This window comes from Humisphaera borealis (assembly GCF_015169395.1).
GTDB lineage: Bacteria > Planctomycetota > Phycisphaerae > Tepidisphaerales > Tepidisphaeraceae > Humisphaera > Humisphaera borealis.
Map to the genome: position 1 here is coordinate 4603252 of NZ_CP063458.1, position 16333 is coordinate 4619584.

10 protein-coding genes are annotated in these 16333 nt (G+C 63.5%); 1 reads left to right on the forward strand and 9 read right to left on the reverse strand.

The genetic code is table 11. The annotated features are described in order from the left end of the window. Nucleotides 1-7: 7 nt before the first annotated feature. The 8 genes from IPV69_RS17215 to cpaB all read right to left on the reverse strand — a co-directional run bounded on the left by IPV69_RS17215 (nucleotide 8) and on the right by cpaB (nucleotide 11212). Nucleotides 8-2467 (reverse strand): GAP1-N2 domain-containing protein, encoded by a 2460-nt coding sequence (locus IPV69_RS17215; RefSeq protein WP_206290957.1) that lies wholly within the window; start codon nucleotides 2465-2467, stop codon nucleotides 8-10. 94 nt (nucleotides 2468-2561) lie between these two features. Beyond that, nucleotides 2562-3863, reverse strand: a complete 1302-nt coding sequence (locus IPV69_RS17220) for a nucleoside/nucleotide kinase family protein (RefSeq protein ID WP_206290958.1) — start codon at nucleotides 3861-3863, stop codon at nucleotides 2562-2564. Between the two features lie 174 nt (nucleotides 3864-4037). Further along, nucleotides 4038-5264, reverse strand: a complete 1227-nt coding sequence (locus IPV69_RS17225) for a protein kinase domain-containing protein (protein WP_206290959.1) — start codon at nucleotides 5262-5264, stop codon at nucleotides 4038-4040. Between the two features lie 134 nt (nucleotides 5265-5398). Then, nucleotides 5399-6190 (reverse strand): FHA domain-containing protein, encoded by a 792-nt coding sequence (locus IPV69_RS17230; protein WP_206290960.1) that lies wholly within the window; start codon nucleotides 6188-6190, stop codon nucleotides 5399-5401. 152 nt (nucleotides 6191-6342) lie between these two features. Further along, nucleotides 6343-7305 carry a type II secretion system F family protein gene (locus IPV69_RS17235; RefSeq protein ID WP_206290961.1) on the reverse strand — a complete coding sequence of 321 codons (963 nt, stop codon included), beginning with the start codon at nucleotides 7303-7305 and terminating at the stop codon, nucleotides 6343-6345. A 142-nt stretch (nucleotides 7306-7447) separates the two neighbouring features. After that, nucleotides 7448-8287: a type II secretion system F family protein gene (locus IPV69_RS17240; protein ID WP_206290962.1), complete on the reverse strand. Its 840-nt coding sequence runs from the start codon at nucleotides 8285-8287 to the stop codon at nucleotides 7448-7450. A gap of 182 nt (nucleotides 8288-8469) precedes the next feature. Then, a complete protein-coding gene (locus IPV69_RS17245; RefSeq protein WP_206290963.1) occupies nucleotides 8470-10353 on the reverse strand; it encodes an ATPase, T2SS/T4P/T4SS family in 1884 nt (627 codons plus the stop codon). 94 nt (nucleotides 10354-10447) lie between these two features. Beyond that, on the reverse strand, nucleotides 10448-11212 hold the full coding sequence (cpaB, locus tag IPV69_RS17250; RefSeq protein WP_206290964.1) for a Flp pilus assembly protein CpaB: 765 nt from the start codon (nucleotides 11210-11212) through the stop codon (nucleotides 10448-10450). Nucleotides 11213-11503: 291 nt separating this feature from the next. Here cpaB and IPV69_RS17255 point away from each other — a divergent pair, with 291 nt between their 5' ends. Beyond that, nucleotides 11504-12865 carry a spinster family MFS transporter gene (locus tag IPV69_RS17255; protein ID WP_206290965.1) on the forward strand — a complete coding sequence of 454 codons (1362 nt, stop codon included), beginning with the start codon at nucleotides 11504-11506 and terminating at the stop codon, nucleotides 12863-12865. A 245-nt stretch (nucleotides 12866-13110) separates the two neighbouring features. Here the strand turns inward: IPV69_RS17255 and IPV69_RS17260 are convergent, their stop codons facing one another. Beyond that, on the reverse strand, nucleotides 13111-15777 hold the full coding sequence (locus IPV69_RS17260) for a PKD domain-containing protein (protein WP_206290966.1): 2667 nt from the start codon (nucleotides 15775-15777) through the stop codon (nucleotides 13111-13113). Nucleotides 15778-16333 lie beyond the last annotated feature (556 nt).

Below are 16333 nucleotides of genomic sequence, written 5' to 3' on the forward strand. Positions count from 1 at the left end.
AGAAGGACTAGTGAGAGCTCAGCCGCAGTGTCGCCACACGGAGTCTACCCGGCAATTCGACGATGATCTGTACATCCTGGAACTGCTCGAAGGCGCGGAAGGTTTCGGCTGCCGCCCGCCGGGCCATTTCCGCCGGCTCTCGCTTGTCCGTGGCGGCGGCGACTTCAGCGTCCCACAAGTTCCTGGCTTCTTCGATTCTTGCCTTTTCGCCCTTGATTCGCTCTCGCAGTGCCGGCCGGTTTGTAAATCGGTTAGCCAGTTCGGTATCGGTCAGCTTGAGCTGCGCGACCGCTTCGGCAAGACGTGCCTGCATCGGATCGATCGCCGCCTTCTGCGCTTCCTTCAAACGGGCGATCTCATGATCGGCCTTGGCGAGTGCCGCCTCGGCGACAGAGACGGCTTTCCTTGCCCCGGCGGTCTGGATGGCAAAGTCGCTGCGGAGGGCACCCCACCTAGGTCCGACGCGGACTGCGAATTTGGCGGTCTCGCCGCCCAGGCTGTTGGGTCGCTCAAAAAGAAGCACGCCCACATCGGTCTCTCCGGCGACTGCGGCCCGGGTTGCGGGGCCGGCGGCCCAAGCGAACGTCCACTGGTCGGGCAGGTCGCTATCGGGCTGGCAGATGGCATCCGGCAACGTGGACAACGTCAGCGGCGTTGTCGATGCCGTCAGGTTTACGTCGATCGGCGTCGGCTGCTTGAATCGGATGGCCTGTGGCCGGCGGTTGGCTGCGTCGGCGATCGTCAGTTCCGTGTTGTGCAGCAGTACGCGTACCAGCGAGATCACCTCCGGCCGATTGAGCAATGCCTTCATCCGCCAGGCGATCTCCAGTGTTCCGCCGGCCTGGGAGGTCTCCAGTGAGATGGTTGCGACATCGAGCGGAACGGACTTATTGGCGTCATCGCGCCAGACGAGCTGATACCGGAATCCTCCTGAGGCATCGGCCGTCAGCACGCCGGCAAGGTCCTTCTGTCGGTACGTGTAAGAGCTGCCGCCCCCGGGAAACGCGATTCTGAACGCCGCGATCGCGGGCAGGTTGTCGAACTGGGCCGCGGGGATCGAGAACGCCTGCGCCGGCGCTTTGAGCGCTGCGCCGGTCGTCGCCGGCGGTTGCACCTCCGTCGGTAACTGGATCGGGGTGGGAGGAACGACCGGCTTTACCGGCACTGGGGTTACGGGAATCGGTTCCACCACAACCGTCTCGGCGGTCGTTGGCGCGGTCGGTGTCGGCGGCACCGGTGGGGCGATCTTGATCACCGGCTGTGTTACGGGGTCGGGCGTCACCGGCAGGGCGGTGGAATCGGTGTCTTCGTGAGAGGTCGGCGTGCTCGGCCGCTCGGCCGTTGCCTGCCGGGCGGACATCCGCAGCCAAACGCCGGCAGCGATGAAGATCAGTGCGACGAACGACACACCAATCAGCAGCCACATCCGAGACGATTTCTGGTGATCGACCCAGGACGTATCGACACTGCGAGCCGTGCCGGTCGTCGTCCCCCGAACGGACTGGGCCTCGATCTGATCAAAGACCGATGACAACGGCCTGGCGGCGGGCGTGTCAAACGCTTCGGGCATCAGCTCGAGTGGTTCCACCTCGACTTCAACCGGGGTGGCCGGCTTGGCGCGCGACGGTACCGGCCGTGGCTTCTCCGATGGGCCGCTGACGACGGGCGATCGGCCGGATCTTGCCGCATCGACCCACGGCCCGGCCGGAGGTGCACCCAGACCGCCGGAACGCGTCAGGTCGATGACGAGCCCACCGCCGGCGTGACGGACGGCATCGGCGGCAGCAGGCGTGCCGGCGAGGCAGCATCGCCAGGCACAGATGGCATTGCCGGGCAGCCCCGTGAAGTAGGTGCTGAACGTGATGTCCCATCTCTTGGACGCCGGCAGGAGCGCGATCGCCTCGGCAATCAGGGGCAGTACGTCATGATCGGGGCCGAAGAGAATACAGACAGGCTTTCGCGGCGATTTCAGTCCCGCCTCGGCGAGCACGCCACCCCAGCCGGCGTCGCCCGTCAGTCGCTGCCATGCACTGCAGGGCGCTGGCCGAACGTCGCCGATCGGAAGCGGCGAGCGGCGATGGATCGACCCGACCATGCCGTCCCACCGGGATTGCATCGTTCCCGGTCGCGCGATCATCCAGGCCGGCCCACCGGCCGCTCGCTCGGTCGCTTCGATCGCGATGTGATGAGCGAAAGAGTTGGTCCGCTGCGTGTAGTCGAGCCCCGAATCGCAGATCCGCGACAACGTGCTGATCTCACGCCCTTGCACCTGTAGCAGCCAGTGCGCCCACGTCACCGGGTTGCGGCCGCCGCTGCCGGTGGTGAACTCGTGGCGGTAACCGCTGACCGATTCGAGCCTGTCCCACAGCGGGCGCGGAATGCCATCGGTTGTCGCAACGGTGCAGAAGCCCCGTTGTCCCGGCCGAAGGCCTTCTGGGGCGGAGGTGTAGTAGATCTCGTGGCTCATTGGTCTCGAGTAGGCAGTACGCAGTACGCAGAGAAGAGACGTTGCGGTTCGAACTCGCCTCTTTCCTAACTGCGTACTGCTTACTGCGTACTGCCTACTTTCCCTTGGCCCCATGAATCAGGCCCTGCGTCCAGCGTGCATAGGCGTACAGGATCGGTACCGTCACCCAGCGGGGATGGATGTCTTTGGGCCGCACCACCAGGCCGCCAGCCTCGGGGTTCTTCTGCGGCGAAACGCCCAGGGCACTGACCGGGATGTAGAGAACCTCTTCGCAGAAGTCCTCGGCGGTGGTGACGATTTCGGGAGAGACGTCGAGCAACAACTGGCGGACCAGCGTCGACACGCGCTCCACATGTTCCATGTCCACCGCAGACAGCGGCGAGCCAGCGGCGGGCGGTAGAACGGGTTCCTTCGTCAGATCGGCCTGAACCAGCGGTGCCCAGACGTCACTTTTGGCGACCAGTACCAGCAGCGGCGCGTTGTGCCGCTGATACGTTGACAGGCCCGTATGCTTCCGCACCCGCTGGGCCGCTTCACTCAGGATGCTTTCCTGCCGGATCGTATGCAGAGGCTCGACAACCTGCGGGTCCCTGGAGATCGGCCGGCACTTCTCGCGGAAGCGCGGGTCCTGTGTCGGATCGAACAGGAACATCAGCACTTTGGCCTTCGACAAGTGCCGCGTAACCGGGGAGACGGCCGTATCCTGCCCGACCGCGTAATGCTCGCCTGCGTTGTCGTAAAGGCAGACGATGTTGCCGGCGCGACGGCGGTGCTTCTCCCACGGATGCCCGGCTGCCGGGTGCATGCTGAACAGGAACGGCTTGGGCACCTGCACTTCCTGTCCGTTCAGGCGGACCGAGCGATAAAGATCTCCCTGCGTACGGGTCTTCTCCAGCACGGTCAACCGCTCGGGGTCGTCCGGCAGGAACAGCAGCTCCTCGTAGCGGTTCAAGGCCCAGTTGGATTCCTTGTCGGCGTCGGCGAACGTAATCGCGAACTGCCGGGCCAGCACGCGGCGCAGCTCCCAGGTCATCGCCGCCAGGAAGTTGGACTTCCCGCTGCCCACGCTGCCGACCAGCGAGAAGAACGTGATCGGGTTCTCCAGCAGCAGCCTCGGGATGACCAGATGACACTCGGGGCAGGCGAGCGTGCGGCAGACCATCTCACGCGCATCGATCGCCGAGCCGTCGAGCGTAAACCGCGTCGGCAGGAAGCGGATCGGCTCATCTTTGACGATCGGGTCGCCGACAAGTTCCTCGTGTTCGGACACCCAAAGGACCTCCTCCGGCTTGAACGTCCGCCAGCAGTGCGGGCAGACAACCTTGCGGACGAGGGGGTTGCCGTCGTCCTTCGAGGGCAGGCGTTTGGAGGATGGCGAAGCGATGTCGGCGGTCACGAGTGCGGATCTCCGGTGGTTTTAATTCGGAGGCCGAACATCGAACATCGAACACCGAACATCGAACATCGAATGCAGGAGAATGACGATTCGCTCCTCTCCATTCGGTGTTCGGCGTTCAGTGTTTGATGTTCGATGTTCGCCTTCATGGACTTGTTCTCATAGCGATGTCGCTCACCCAATCAGTCCTTCAACGCTTCCCGCCGGCTTCCAGGTTCGCTGGTCGATCGATACCTGGTGCAGGCGTGAGAACTGGCCCTGTCGGCTCATCCGTTGCAACGTGGCGACATCGAACGGGCCGCTGGTCTGGTTTCGCAAACGGATGAAGTAACGTTCGTTGCCGGTCGTCACCTGCATGCCACCAGAAGGTGCCTGCGGTGCAGACCCCAGACCGACGGACACAGATCCCAATGGCCGGTTCGGCGCGGCCGGCGGGGGCCTTGCACCGAACCTTGGCGCAGCCGGGGCGCTCATGGGTGCGTTGACGGTCGGCGGCAGCGGGCCGGGAGCCATGGGGGGAGTATCGACCGACGAGCTCTCGCCCGCGCTTGCCAGGTCAGTCAGAAGATCGGTCGTGGACGCATATCGCGCGTTGATCGGCTTGGCGATCAGCCTGGCGATGATCTGGCCGAGGCGCTCGGGGAAGCCCCGGACTACTTCGTGTGCTGGTGCGGGAACGGTGGGCATCGAATGGTGCCACGCCTGCCACTTGGCCGGGTTCACCGACCGCAGGTCTCCGCCGCTCTCGGCGACCGCAGGAAACTGCTGGCGGTGCAGCTTGGCGCCCAGCGCCATCTCGTAGGCGATGTGCCCCAGGGCATACAAGTCGGTCGAAGGACCCGGCTTGCCGGACTCGGACGTGACCAGCTCCGGGCCTGCGTAGCGGACGGACTCGGCCGAAAGCATGGGCTCGGCCGTCGGTGGGGCGGCCAGGCCGAACTCTGATACCTTAAAGTGCCGTCCGCCGTCGAACACGAGGATGCTGGTCGGCGACAGCCGATTGTGCAGACGCAGAGGTTGCAGGGCGTGCAACGCCGCAACGCCACGCGCGACTTGTTCGATCATCCGCAGCACATCGGCCGACGCCGCCGGAGCCTGGCCCAGAAGCTGTTCGAGCGTCGCAGCCGGACGTTCCATCGCGATCCAGGGGACGCCATCGGTCAGGCCCATGCCGTAGAACGTGACGACGTGCGGGTGAGATGCGAGGGACGCAAGGATGCGGACTTCTTCGACAAACCGCGACTCGCCCGAGGGATCGGCCTTGGAGAGAGCCGGGAGGACTTTCACCCGCACCGGTCGCGTGACCCCGCCGTGCAGCTTCTCGTCGCCATCATAAAGCGTCCCGCCGGGGCCGGTGGCGAGTTGGTCGGTGAGGGTGAATCGGTCGAACTGCTTTTTCATTAGATTGCGATGCCTGGATCGGTAAACATCGACATCGGGTGGCATTGGGCAAGCGTACTCGCTTGCCCGTGTCGAACGTCGGATGGCGCTCGTCATGGGCAACGGGGTACCATTGCCCATGCCACCCGGACGGGTCACATTCTCTTCAGAATACCACCCTTGTTCTGTTTCGACGCAAATGCCAGTCTTCGATTCACAAACTGCGCCAACGCCGCCGCCAGCTGGTCATCCGACGGCTGGGTGGCGGGCTGCTTGGGGTTGGGCCGAAGCAAGGCGGTCAACTGCTTGCCGTCGGGGTCTCTACCGGCCAGTTCGAGTGCTTTGAGGTTCTTTTCGGTAGTGGACAGCACGATCTGCATGCGGAGCCAAAGCTTGGCGGCGTTTTCGTAGTCGTGGGTCTGTTCCAGGCGCCAGACGCGGTCGAACAGGTCGACGGCTTCACGCGGGACGCGGCCCTTGGTGGCCTGCTTCTCCAACCAGGGGGCGAGGATGCGGTGGGCATTGTCCCAGTCGTCAACGGACGAGCCGGAACCTTCGAACTCGCCGGAATAGAACACTGCCGCCACGGCTAGTGACAGCATGACGCTTAGCAGCAACCCGAGGAACGCCCGACTGGAGAACAAGCCCCCGCCGCCCGGTGGCTCCAGCCGCACGATGCAGTCTCCGGACAGGCGGATCTTGTCGCGCGGGCGAAGGCGTACCCGCCCGGCGACCTTGGTATCGCCGACCCAGGTGCCCAGGGCCGATAGGTTCTCGATGAAGTAGTCGTCGCCTTCGCGGGTGAGGACGGCGTGTTCCCAGGAAACGTCCTCGGGCGAGAGCTTGACCGCCGCCTTCTGTCCCCGGCCGATGACGTGCGACCCCGGCGGGACAGGGAAGGTCTGTCCTTTCTCGGGGCCGGAGATGACGTTGATGACGAGGTCCATGGGAGTTAATGACGAATGGCGTAATCCGAATGGCGAATGAAGTCAGAATGTTAAATGACGAATGGAGGCGTACGCCGAACTGCTTTCGATTTAGTTTTGAATATTGAACATTCACTCGTCATTCGAGTTTCGCCATTCGTCATTCCCACTCGTCATTTCAGTTGAAATCCTCCCTGCAGAAACCGCACGAGCATCGGCCCGAACAGCAGGATGACCGCCGCCACCAGGACGAGCGTGGAGGGGATCATCACCATCACGCCCGCCGCGCCGGCCTTGCTCTGCGCCTGCAGCACGCGCTCGGCGGCCATCCGGTCGGCCTGGCGTTCGAGCGTGTCGGCCAGCGGCCATCCTAACTCTTCCGACTGCACAATGCTGTCGGCGAGCGCGTTGATGTCAGGGCTGGGGACGCGGTCGGCCCATCGCCGCAGGGCCTCGACCCGGGGCGAGCCCATATCGATCTCGGCCAGCACCTGCCCGAGTTCGTCGCCGACGGGATGATCGGCATAGTCTTTAACCACGCGCTGCAAAGCCACGTTGAGCGAGGTTCCCGATCGCAGGATGAGCACGATCAGGTCCAGCACGTAGGGCATCGACCGGACGATGCGCAGTTCTCTTGCTTCGGCCTTGCTCTTGAGGCTCGAGACCATCACCAGGAAACCCGCCGGCAGAAAGCCGATCCCGAGCAGGGCGAACTGCGGCCCGAAGACAACGGCCGCAGAAAAGCCCGAGAAGACGGCCATCACGATGCCCAGGACGACGCCAAGCGAGAGCAGTTCGTCGTCATCCAGCCCGCCGGGATAACCGGCGCGGGCGTAGGGAGCGCGAACGTACTTTCGAAGCGCCGGCAGCCCGAGCCGCGAGATGAAGGTGGCCGGTATCCGCAGCCAGGCGAGCAGAATGGTAATGCCCGGCGAATCCTGCATCGCCCGGCGGCGCATCTCGCTGCGGCGCATCGACGGGTCGACGTTGGCGTTGGACGCCGACCCGTCCGATTGCAGCGATCGATACCCCGCAAAGCCAAGCAATGCCGCCGCCATGCCGAAGCAGAGCGACGAGATGAGCTTGACGAGGGTGGGGTCGAGAGAGTCCATCGGGGTAATGACGATTGACGACATTCGAATGGCGAATGAACGTCCAATGATCAAATCTCAAACTGACTTGGCGTTGGTGATCACCTTTCGTTCATTGATATTTCGAGTTTGGAGCTTCATTCGCCATTCGGGCTTCGGCGTTCGTCATTTCGTGGCACCGCCGCCATCAAATTTCCGCGTGCGTGATCTTCCCCGCAAAGAAGATCCCTGCCGCGATGAACACACCGGCGACCATCAGCACGGCGTAGCCTTGCGACGTGGTGAAGAGCATCTTCACGCCTTCGGCGTCAGCCGTGGACATCATCAGCAGCAGGATCACCGGGGCTACCAGCAGCACCTTGATGTTGGTGCGCCCCTCGGCCGTGTGCGCTTCGACCGTCTGCCGCATGTGGTGCAGTTTGTCGAGAGAGCGTGAGATTCGGCTGAGTGTCTCGGCGGCGTCGCCGCCCATCTCTCGGTTGACCAATAGCGCCGAAGCGAACAGGTTGAAGTTCTGCGACTTCAGCCGGTCGCGGGCTTCGTCGATGGTCACCTCGATCCCTGCGCCGAACGAGTACCGATTAGCCATGATGCGGAACTCAGTCCGGATCGGTTCGGGCGCATTTTCTGACAGCCGCTGGATGGCCTGCACCAGCGTTAACCCGGCCCGCAGGCTGTTGGCGAGCGAGGAGATCGCCGGAGGCAACTGCAAATCGATCTGCCGTCGGCGTTTCTGCCACATGGATTCGACGATGATCTTCGGAACTGCCAGCAGGATGAGCCAGAAGACGACGCCGAACAGCGGGTTTGGCGTAATGAAGACGAGCACCAGCAGCAGCAGGATAAATGCGACGTAGTAGTAGATGGTCCATCGCTTGGCATCGACCGGTTCAGGGTTGAACCGCTGGCGGTTCCGGGCGATCCAGTCGGCGTCGCGCTGGAATCGGCGCGTGAGATAACCCCGCAGCCCCCAGACGAGGAGGACGATCGAGAGGCCGATGAGTGCTGCGATGCCTAACGCTTTCATTTCAATACCGCTTTCGGCGGGCGAAGAGCGGATCACCACGGAGGCACGGAGACACGGAGGGTCACTCGGCGATCATCAAGTGGCGCGCTCCCAACCTGTCATTCGGAGTACCTCAGGATGACAAGTGAGGACGCCGTTTGCCGAGCGAGCCTCCGTGCCTCGGTGGTGATCCCTTTCTTTCTTCATACCTTCACCTGATCAAACCATGGCCGCAATTGCAGGTGTCCCTGATCGACCATTTCTCCGAGAAACGTCGGCATGTACCCGGTCGGACGGAGCTCGAGGGTATTGCCGACGTGGGCCACCTTAAGGATGTCGCGGGTTTCCAGTTCGCCGGTCACCGGGTGCAGGCCGGTGACCTCGGTGAGCTGGCAGACCAGCCGCCGGCCGTCGGGCATGCGTTCGGTGTGGATGATCAGGTGAATCGCCGACGCGATCTGTCGTCGGACGGCGGCCAGCGGGATGTCGGCACCCATCAGGACCATCGTTTCCAGGCGAGACAGCGCGTCGGCGGCACTGTTGGCGTGAAGGGTGGTCATCGAACCACGGTGGCCGGTGTTCATGCCCTGCAGCATGTCGATCGCTTCGTTGCCGCGGACTTCGCCGACGATGATGCGATCCGGCCGCATGCGCAGCGCGTTCTTCACCAAGTCGCGAATGGTGTATTCGCCGGTGCCCTCGGCATTGGCCGGCTTGGTTTCCAGCGTGACGACGTGCTCCTGCTGCAGTCGCAACTCGGCGGAGTCTTCGACGGTAATCAAACGATCAGCGCCTGGAATGAAGCCGCTCAGCACGTTCAGCAGCGTCGTTTTGCCGCTGGAGGTGCCGCCTGACACCAGGATGTTGCACCGGTGCAGCACGCACGCCCGCAGCAGTGTTACGGTGAACGGCTGGAGCGACCGCCAGCGGACGAGGTCATCGGCACTGACGTGCGAGACGGGAAACTTGCGGATAGTGACGCAGGGCCCTTTGACGGCCAGGGGCTCGATGATCGCGTTGACGCGCGAGCCGTCGCGCAGCCGAGCGTCCACCAGCGGTTGAGAGCGGTCGATCCGGCGGCCGAGCGGCGCGACAATGCGCTCGATGATCGTTACGCACGCCGCTTCGGACGGGAACGTCTGCGGGGCCTTAGTGATGCGCCCGTTCCGCTCGACGTAGATGCGCGTCGGGCTGACCACCATGATTTCGGTGATGCTCTGCGATCGCAGCAGGTCTTCCAGCGGCCCGAGGCCGAAGACCACGTCATACAGCACCTTCTTGAGATAGCTCGTGATGATGTAGGTGCGGGCGTTGTCCAGCAGCTCGGCGGCAACGGGACCGACGACGCCGTCGAAGCGGGCTTCGACCATCTGCTCTGCGGTCACGGCGGACGTCTTATTCTCGACGATGCCGACCTTGGCCGACAGCCGCTTGATCGCATCGGTCGCCGAACGTTCCAGTTCGGAGCTGATGCCGACGGCGGCCCAACCGGTCGTCGTGCGTTGCTCGCGGCCGAGGTGGGTGAAGACCCAATCGAGCATGCGGGCGCGTAGCGCGCGGGCGAGGATGATCGGGGGCAGGTCGGACTCGAACACCCGCGATTTGAACTCGCCGGACAGCAGGTCGTCGAGCACCGAATTGAGCTTTTCGGTCCGTTCGCCGGCGGCGCCGTTGGAGGAGAACGAACCCAGTCGAAGATCAAGCCGGCGGAGCAGCTCGGCGTGCAGCGCATTCTGCACCTCCGTCAGCCGGTCGCTCGCCGATTCCTGCTGCTGGGCTTCTGGAGAAGCTTCGGCGGCGTCGAGCGCGAGCACGAACTCCATGAGCCGCAGTCGGGCTGTGCCGCGAACCACGACCTTCTGACCGGCGGCATACTCCTGGCCGTCGATCTCGACGGGGTTCACGCCGGGCAACAACTCTATTTCCCATGCCCCATCATTGCGCTCTACGCGTGCGTGCACGCCGGCGATGAAGCGCGACTCCAGCCGCACGTCACAGGTGGGATCGCGGCCGATCAGAAAACCGGCCGGGCCGTCGACGGCGACCCACTGTCGGTTGGTGAGGGTGTTTTGAACGACGACGCGCATGGGGAAGTCATCGCGGCATGGGCATGTACCCATGCCCGTGTGGTCGGACGAAGACACGGGCATGACTACATGCCCATGCCACAAAACGATCACCTCACGGAAGAGGCGTCGGTGGCGGACACAGTAACAACGTAATCGGCAACTGCCCGCTGCCGCCTCCGGTCTGTTCCAGGATCGTCTTGGCCTGGGCCTCGCTTACGTCCAGCGTCACAGTCTGCTGTGATGTCGATTCGCCCGCCCCCTGATACTGCTCGGCTGCGGTCAGCTGCGAGCGCGAGCGGGAGAGCCGCTGATTGACGGCGATCACGCGGAAAGCCTGCGGGCTGACGATGACGGTCTCGTAGGTCGCTTCTGTCGGCGTTTCGACCTCGGTACCGGCCGGAAGTGTCGCCGGCCGGGCGGCGGGCTTCGGACGGGTGACGAGGACCTTCACATAGTCCCCGGGGATCAGCAGCCCGCCGAGCGCGCTCGATCCCTTCACCTGAATCGAAAGGGCCCGGCTGTCGCCGCGAAGTTCCAGCGTGGCGGCGGCCGCCAGGTCGGCGAGAAGGACTGGTGTGCCTGCAAGAATGTCGCGGTTGATCCTCTGGCCTTTGTAGGATGCCTTCAGCTCCGGCGTCAGGCCGCGGGACTTGAGCTCGACCAGCTTCGCGGGGATCTCCAACTCGACAAAGTCCTTCTCCGGATCGAGCAGCGCCCCCGATCGCAGATCGCGCTTCGCGACCAGGATGACCGACTTGGGGCCGCGGTCCTGCGACGCGCCCGTCTCCAGGTAGACGAACGCCGCCACCATGGCTACCACACCCAGGAGAACGGAACTCAGCAGAAAGACACGGCTGTTTGATCGCGATTCTGCCACAGGTCCTCCGTCGATCGCCACGTCGGTTTTTGGGAACGGTGAGAATGCTGGGTGTCGGCGTTCTGCCGTTCACCTTGGGGATGACACGATTCAAGCCCGGTCGTACCCGCTGCCAAACCCACACGGAATCCCGCTGCAACTCCGTGCGCGGATTGTGCGCAGGAAAGGGTGTGCGAGCAAGAGACCGTTCAGCCCGTCTTGAATCAAGTCGTATACGCCGTACCCACGATGGCGGAGTGACGACCGGAATCCTGCCGATCGCGACAGAGTCAGAACCTCGCGAAATGCTGCTTGCCCGACCCTGACTTCCCGACCATGATCGCCGGCATGGCTCACTCCGCTGCCGACTCGGATGATTCTTCCGCCACTGCCATTTCGCCCTCGGGCGACGCGGCGAATCCGCAGTTGACGGCGGCCGCGCCCATTCCGGGGGCTCGTAAGGCCCTGGTCCTCCTGCTGTCCATCAACCTCTTCAACTACGTCGATCGTTACATCCTGGCCGCCGTGGAGAAGCCGATCAGTGAGGAGTTCGGCGTCTCCAAGGGGCAGATGGGAATGCTGGTGACGGCTTTCCTGCTGACCTACATGATCGTCTCGCCCGTTTTCGGCTGGCTCGCCGATCGGGTGAGCCGCTGGTGGCTGATCGGGACGGGCGTCATTCTGTGGAGCATTGCCAGCGGAGCATCGGGCCTGGCAATGGGTTTCGCGACGCTTTTCGCGATGCGTTGCCTGATCGGCGTCGGTGAAGGGGCTTACGGCCCCGTCGCGCCGACGGTGATCAGTGACCTCTACCCCGTCTCGATTCGGGGTCGTGTCCTGGCATGGTTCTATGCTGCGATTCCGGTCGGCAGCGCGCTGGGGTATGTGATCGGCGGGTTCTTTGCCAAACCCGGGCAGTGGCACTGGGCGTTCCTGCTTACCCTGCCGCCGGGCATCCTTCTGGGCGTCTTCTGTTTCATGATGAAGGAGCCGCCACGTGGCGGCGTCGATGCCGCCAAGCCGCACAAGGCGACCCTTCAGGACTACAAGAGCCTGTTGAGGATCAAGTCTTACGTGCTGAACTGCGCCGCGATGACCGCGATGACGTTTGCGATCGGCGGAATGGCGTTCTTCATGCCCAGGTACCTGGAAGAGCAGAAGGGCATCCCTCTGGACCGCGCCAGCATGTACTTCGGCGCCATCACGGCGGTCGGAGGACTGCTGGCAACGCTTGCAGGCGGAATGGCCGGAGATGCCCTGCGTAACCGGTTCGGCGGCGCCTACTTCATCGTTTCGGCGGCGGGCATGCTCGTCGGCTTTCCCATCTTTCTGGCGATGCTTTACGTCACGGAGCCCTGGCTCTTGTGGACGCTGCTATTCTTCGCCGTCTTCTGCCTGTTCTTCAACACCGGTCCGTCGAACACCGCTCTTGCCAACGTCACGCACCCGTCCGTGCGTGCCACCGCGTTTGCCGTCAACATCTTCGCCATCCATGCGCTGGGCGATGCGATCTCGCCGGCCATCATCGGCGTGATTGCCGACCATTCCAACCTGCAGACCGGCTTCCTGCTGGTGTCTTTAACCATCCTGGTCGGCGGCGTGCTGTGGCTCTGGGGTGCTCGCTACCTCGCGGCGGATACCGCCGCCGCCCCCACCAGCCTCGGCAACAAGTAGCCCGGCCGAAGGTCGATCCGAGTGGCCTGCGATACGATTGCGAAAGAATCGCTGGAAAGGCTCTCGACGTCAGCCCCGGCCGGGCAGATTCGAGTTGGTGCGCCAAAACTTATGGCCGGAGGGGGGAGGGCAAAATAGAGCCGCCCGGGCGAGAACCCTCCAAAGGCTCGACGCCGGGCGGCAATAGTCAAATGAAATGATGATCCGATCCGGCATCAGGGCGATCGATCCCTGAGCCGATTCGCTCAAACACGCTTGAACACGTCGCCTTCAACTTCGGCATAAGCGAGCCATTCGGTCGGATCCTTGTAACCTACCTGGCCGGCGTAGGTCGGGTCGACCCACATCACGCCGCCCTGGGCGTACTTGATCGTCGCAGCCGGCACGGGCCAGATGTTGTTGAAGATCCGCTTGAATGCGTTGAGGTTGTACGACGAGACGCTGACGCCGGCAGTGTTGTTGTTGCCGATGGTCATGTTCGGCATGACGTAGGTGTTGCGGCCGAGCGTGATCGTGTCGGCCTGGGCACCGCCTTCGACGCGAAGGAAACGCCCGTACGTCGCGTAGTTGTAGCCGGTGTTGTCCAGGATGATCAGGTCGGTCACCGGGCGACCCTGTGGATCGCTCGGGTTGACGGCGATCGCCGACTGATTGGCGGTGTTGGTGAACACGTTGTTGCGGATCATCGTGTGGACAGCGCCCGGGAAGATGATCATCTCGTAGTTGCTGATCTTGTTGTTGGCGACCACCGTCCACGACGTCCGCGTGGTGGAGGGCTCGGTCGCCTCGCCGCGCGGACCGACGTGCAGCGGGCCGTCCTTGACGATGTTGCCGTAGATGTACGACCAGCTGCCGCGCTGCATCACGATGGTGCCCTTGCGGATGTCCTCTTTGTCCACACTTTCGCGTGAAACGTTCGTGAAGTTGTTGTAGGCGATCAGAAGCCGGTTGGCGTCCTTCACCCGCATGCAGTGCTCACGGGTGGAGTTGGCCGCGTAGTTTCCGAGGGCGACGATGTCATTGCCCTCGGTCCAGAGCAGGTAACCGCGAATGCCCGTCGTCAGTGGCGCGTCGTTGTCCTGAGCGATGAAACCGGTCGGCTGGCCGTTGGCGTTCATGCCGTCGTCGACATTCAGGAAGGTGCATCCCCGGATGCCAATACCGACGCCGCGAACGAAGATCCCGCTGACGCCGACTTTCGGGGCCAGAACCCCTGCCTTGTACGGGCTGTCGAAGGTCAGGTTTTCGATCAGAACATTCTGTGCCGAGTCGAAGGTCTGGATGGCGCTGCCGCTGACGACGTTCAGCACCGGGTTGGCACCCGAGCCGTAGGCGCCGATGTAGACGTTGTCCGAGGTCACCGACAGGTGGCCGCTGGTGTTCCACGTCTCGCCACGCTTGAACAGAATGCGCGTGTTGTGCGTGGTGAGCGAAGCAGCCTTAGTGTACGACTTGATCGGGGCGCCGATCGTGCCCGGATTGGCGTCGCTGCCGTTGCTGGCATCGACGTAGATCGTCTTGCGGTTGTCGCTGGCGACCGTCACGGTCTTGGTGGTCGTCGCCGAGTTGCCGTTTCCGTCGGTGATTGTCAGTTTGATGGTGTACGTGCCCGGCTGGTCATAGATATGACCGGCGGTCCAACCCGGGAGCCGATTGTACTGGCCATTGGGGTCGCCGAAATCCCACTGGTACGTCGCGTACAGCGGGGAATTGGGCAGGTCGCTGTCGACGGCGTTGACCACCACCGGCAGGCCGGCGACGCCGGCGCCGTTGATCACCTTGACCACCGGAGCGGGCGCGCCGCCGTTGGTTGCTTCGCCCGGGGGCGGCGCATTGTCGTCGTTGCCGGTGATGATCGGCGGGGGCGGTGGTGAGACCGGGGGCGGCGGCGATGTCGGCGGCGGAGGGGACACCGGAGGCGACGTCGGCGGAGGTGAAACCGGCGGGGGCGAAACCGGGGGCGGCGGAACCGTCGTTACGCCGACCACGTCGAGCTTCAACGTCGTCGTGCCCATCAAGGTGCCGGTCGCATCGGCCTTGCTGAACTGCAGCACCTGGAGCGTGTGCGAGCCGACCGGCGGCGTCCAATCGAGGAAGTTTGTGCCGGCGTCGCCGCCGATGGTGTACGGCGCGTACGTCTCGTTCTTGACCACGACGCCGTCAAGCTTGAACTGGATGCTTCCAGCCGTGCCGACCGGCGTTGCCGCGATATTCAGCTTCGAGCCGAGGGTGTTGAGGTCGATCTTCGCGCCGTCCGTGAGCCGGAAAAGCTTCTTGTCAGTCGCCGAGTTGTACAGGTCGGCGGCCGGTCCTGCCGGCGGGGAAGATGGAACCGTGACCGGCGGGGGCGGCGGAACGGTCACCGGCGGCGGCGGAGGCACGGTTACCGGGGGCGGAGGCGGTACAGTCACCGGCGGCGGGGGCGGCGGCGGTGGGGGAACCGTCACCGGCGGGGGCGGTGGAACCGTGGTCGGCGGCGGAACCGTCGGCGCATCCACCACCGTGAACTTCAGCGACGCTTCGGCCTGAATCGAACCCGTACCACCCGCCGCAGACCACTGAACCGCCTGCACCGTGTGCGTGCCCAGCGGCGGCGTCCAGTCGAGGTAGTCCTGCCAGCCGGCGTCTCCGCCTAGGGCGTATGGCGCGGCGGTTTCCTTGCGAACCGAGACTCCGTCAATCTTGAACTCGATGCTGCCGGCCGTCGTTGCCGGTGTGGCGACGATGTTCAATCGCGAACCTGTCTTGGACAGGTCGATCGTCATTCCGTCGGTCATTCGCGTGATGACCTTTTCCGTCGCGCTATTGAACAGATTCAGTGTCGGCGCAACCGCAAACAGCTGCCGTACTTCAAGCTGTTCGACCACGTTCGTTGCCGCTCGGCGGACGATGTTCGCAACAGGCTGGGTCATGCTTTGTGTCTCGAGAGAGGTACGGCCAGGTGACCTGTCCACGCCCGCGGTCGGAAGAGGGGGCAACGATTTGCTTCCAGAGGGATGGACCATCACACCGACCTCCTTCCAAGGGGGTGAAAAAACGCGGTAACCGGATTGACGCTTCGTTAAGGGGCAAGCACAGACACCGGACCTGGTTGGGAGTCCGGACGCGCTTCCCTTCTCGGGTGACAGACATTTAGGCGGTGCCTATATCTCGATCAATACAAAAATCGGCGATCGATGCCTAAATTTCGCGCTGACACTTCCATCCCCTAGGTCGGTCGTAAAGGTATAGGGGTTAACCGGTCTGGGCCGGAAAACCCCGTTTATTAGTCGATATCGCAATTTCCGGCAGCGCGCTTGGAATGGAATGCTCCAGAAGTCGTGCCCCATACACCTTTTGGGGATGGGTAGTCTCCCGATCCTTTGCAAACTCCTGTGGAGAGATGGGGGGAGTTTGTCGGAATTATCGCGAGCCAAACATCTGTAGAAAATTGCGCTCGCCTGTCGTGGACGAGCGGCGGCGTGACAC

Bases quoted from the DNA above. Each gene is read 5' to 3' on its own strand.
- IPV69_RS17240 (WP_206290962.1), bottom strand. From the start codon at position 8,287: ATGAAAGCGTTAGGCATCGCAGCACTCATCGGCCTCTCGATCGTCCTC.
- IPV69_RS17225 (WP_206290959.1), bottom strand. From the start codon at position 5,264: ATGAAAAAGCAGTTCGACCGATTCACCCTCACCGACCAACTCGCCACC.
- IPV69_RS17260 (WP_206290966.1), bottom strand. From the start codon at position 15,777: ATGACCCAGCCTGTTGCGAACATCGTCCGCCGAGCGGCAACGAACGTG.
- IPV69_RS17245 (WP_206290963.1), bottom strand. From the start codon at position 10,353: ATGCGCGTCGTCGTTCAAAACACCCTCACCAACCGACAGTGGGTCGCC.
- IPV69_RS17235 (WP_206290961.1), bottom strand. From the start codon at position 7,305: ATGTCGTCAATCGTCATTACCCCGATGGACTCTCTCGACCCCACCCTC.
- IPV69_RS17215 (WP_206290957.1), bottom strand. From the start codon at position 2,467: ATGAGCCACGAGATCTACTACACCTCCGCCCCAGAAGGCCTTCGGCCG.
- IPV69_RS17230 (WP_206290960.1), bottom strand. From the start codon at position 6,190: ATGGACCTCGTCATCAACGTCATCTCCGGCCCCGAGAAAGGACAGACC.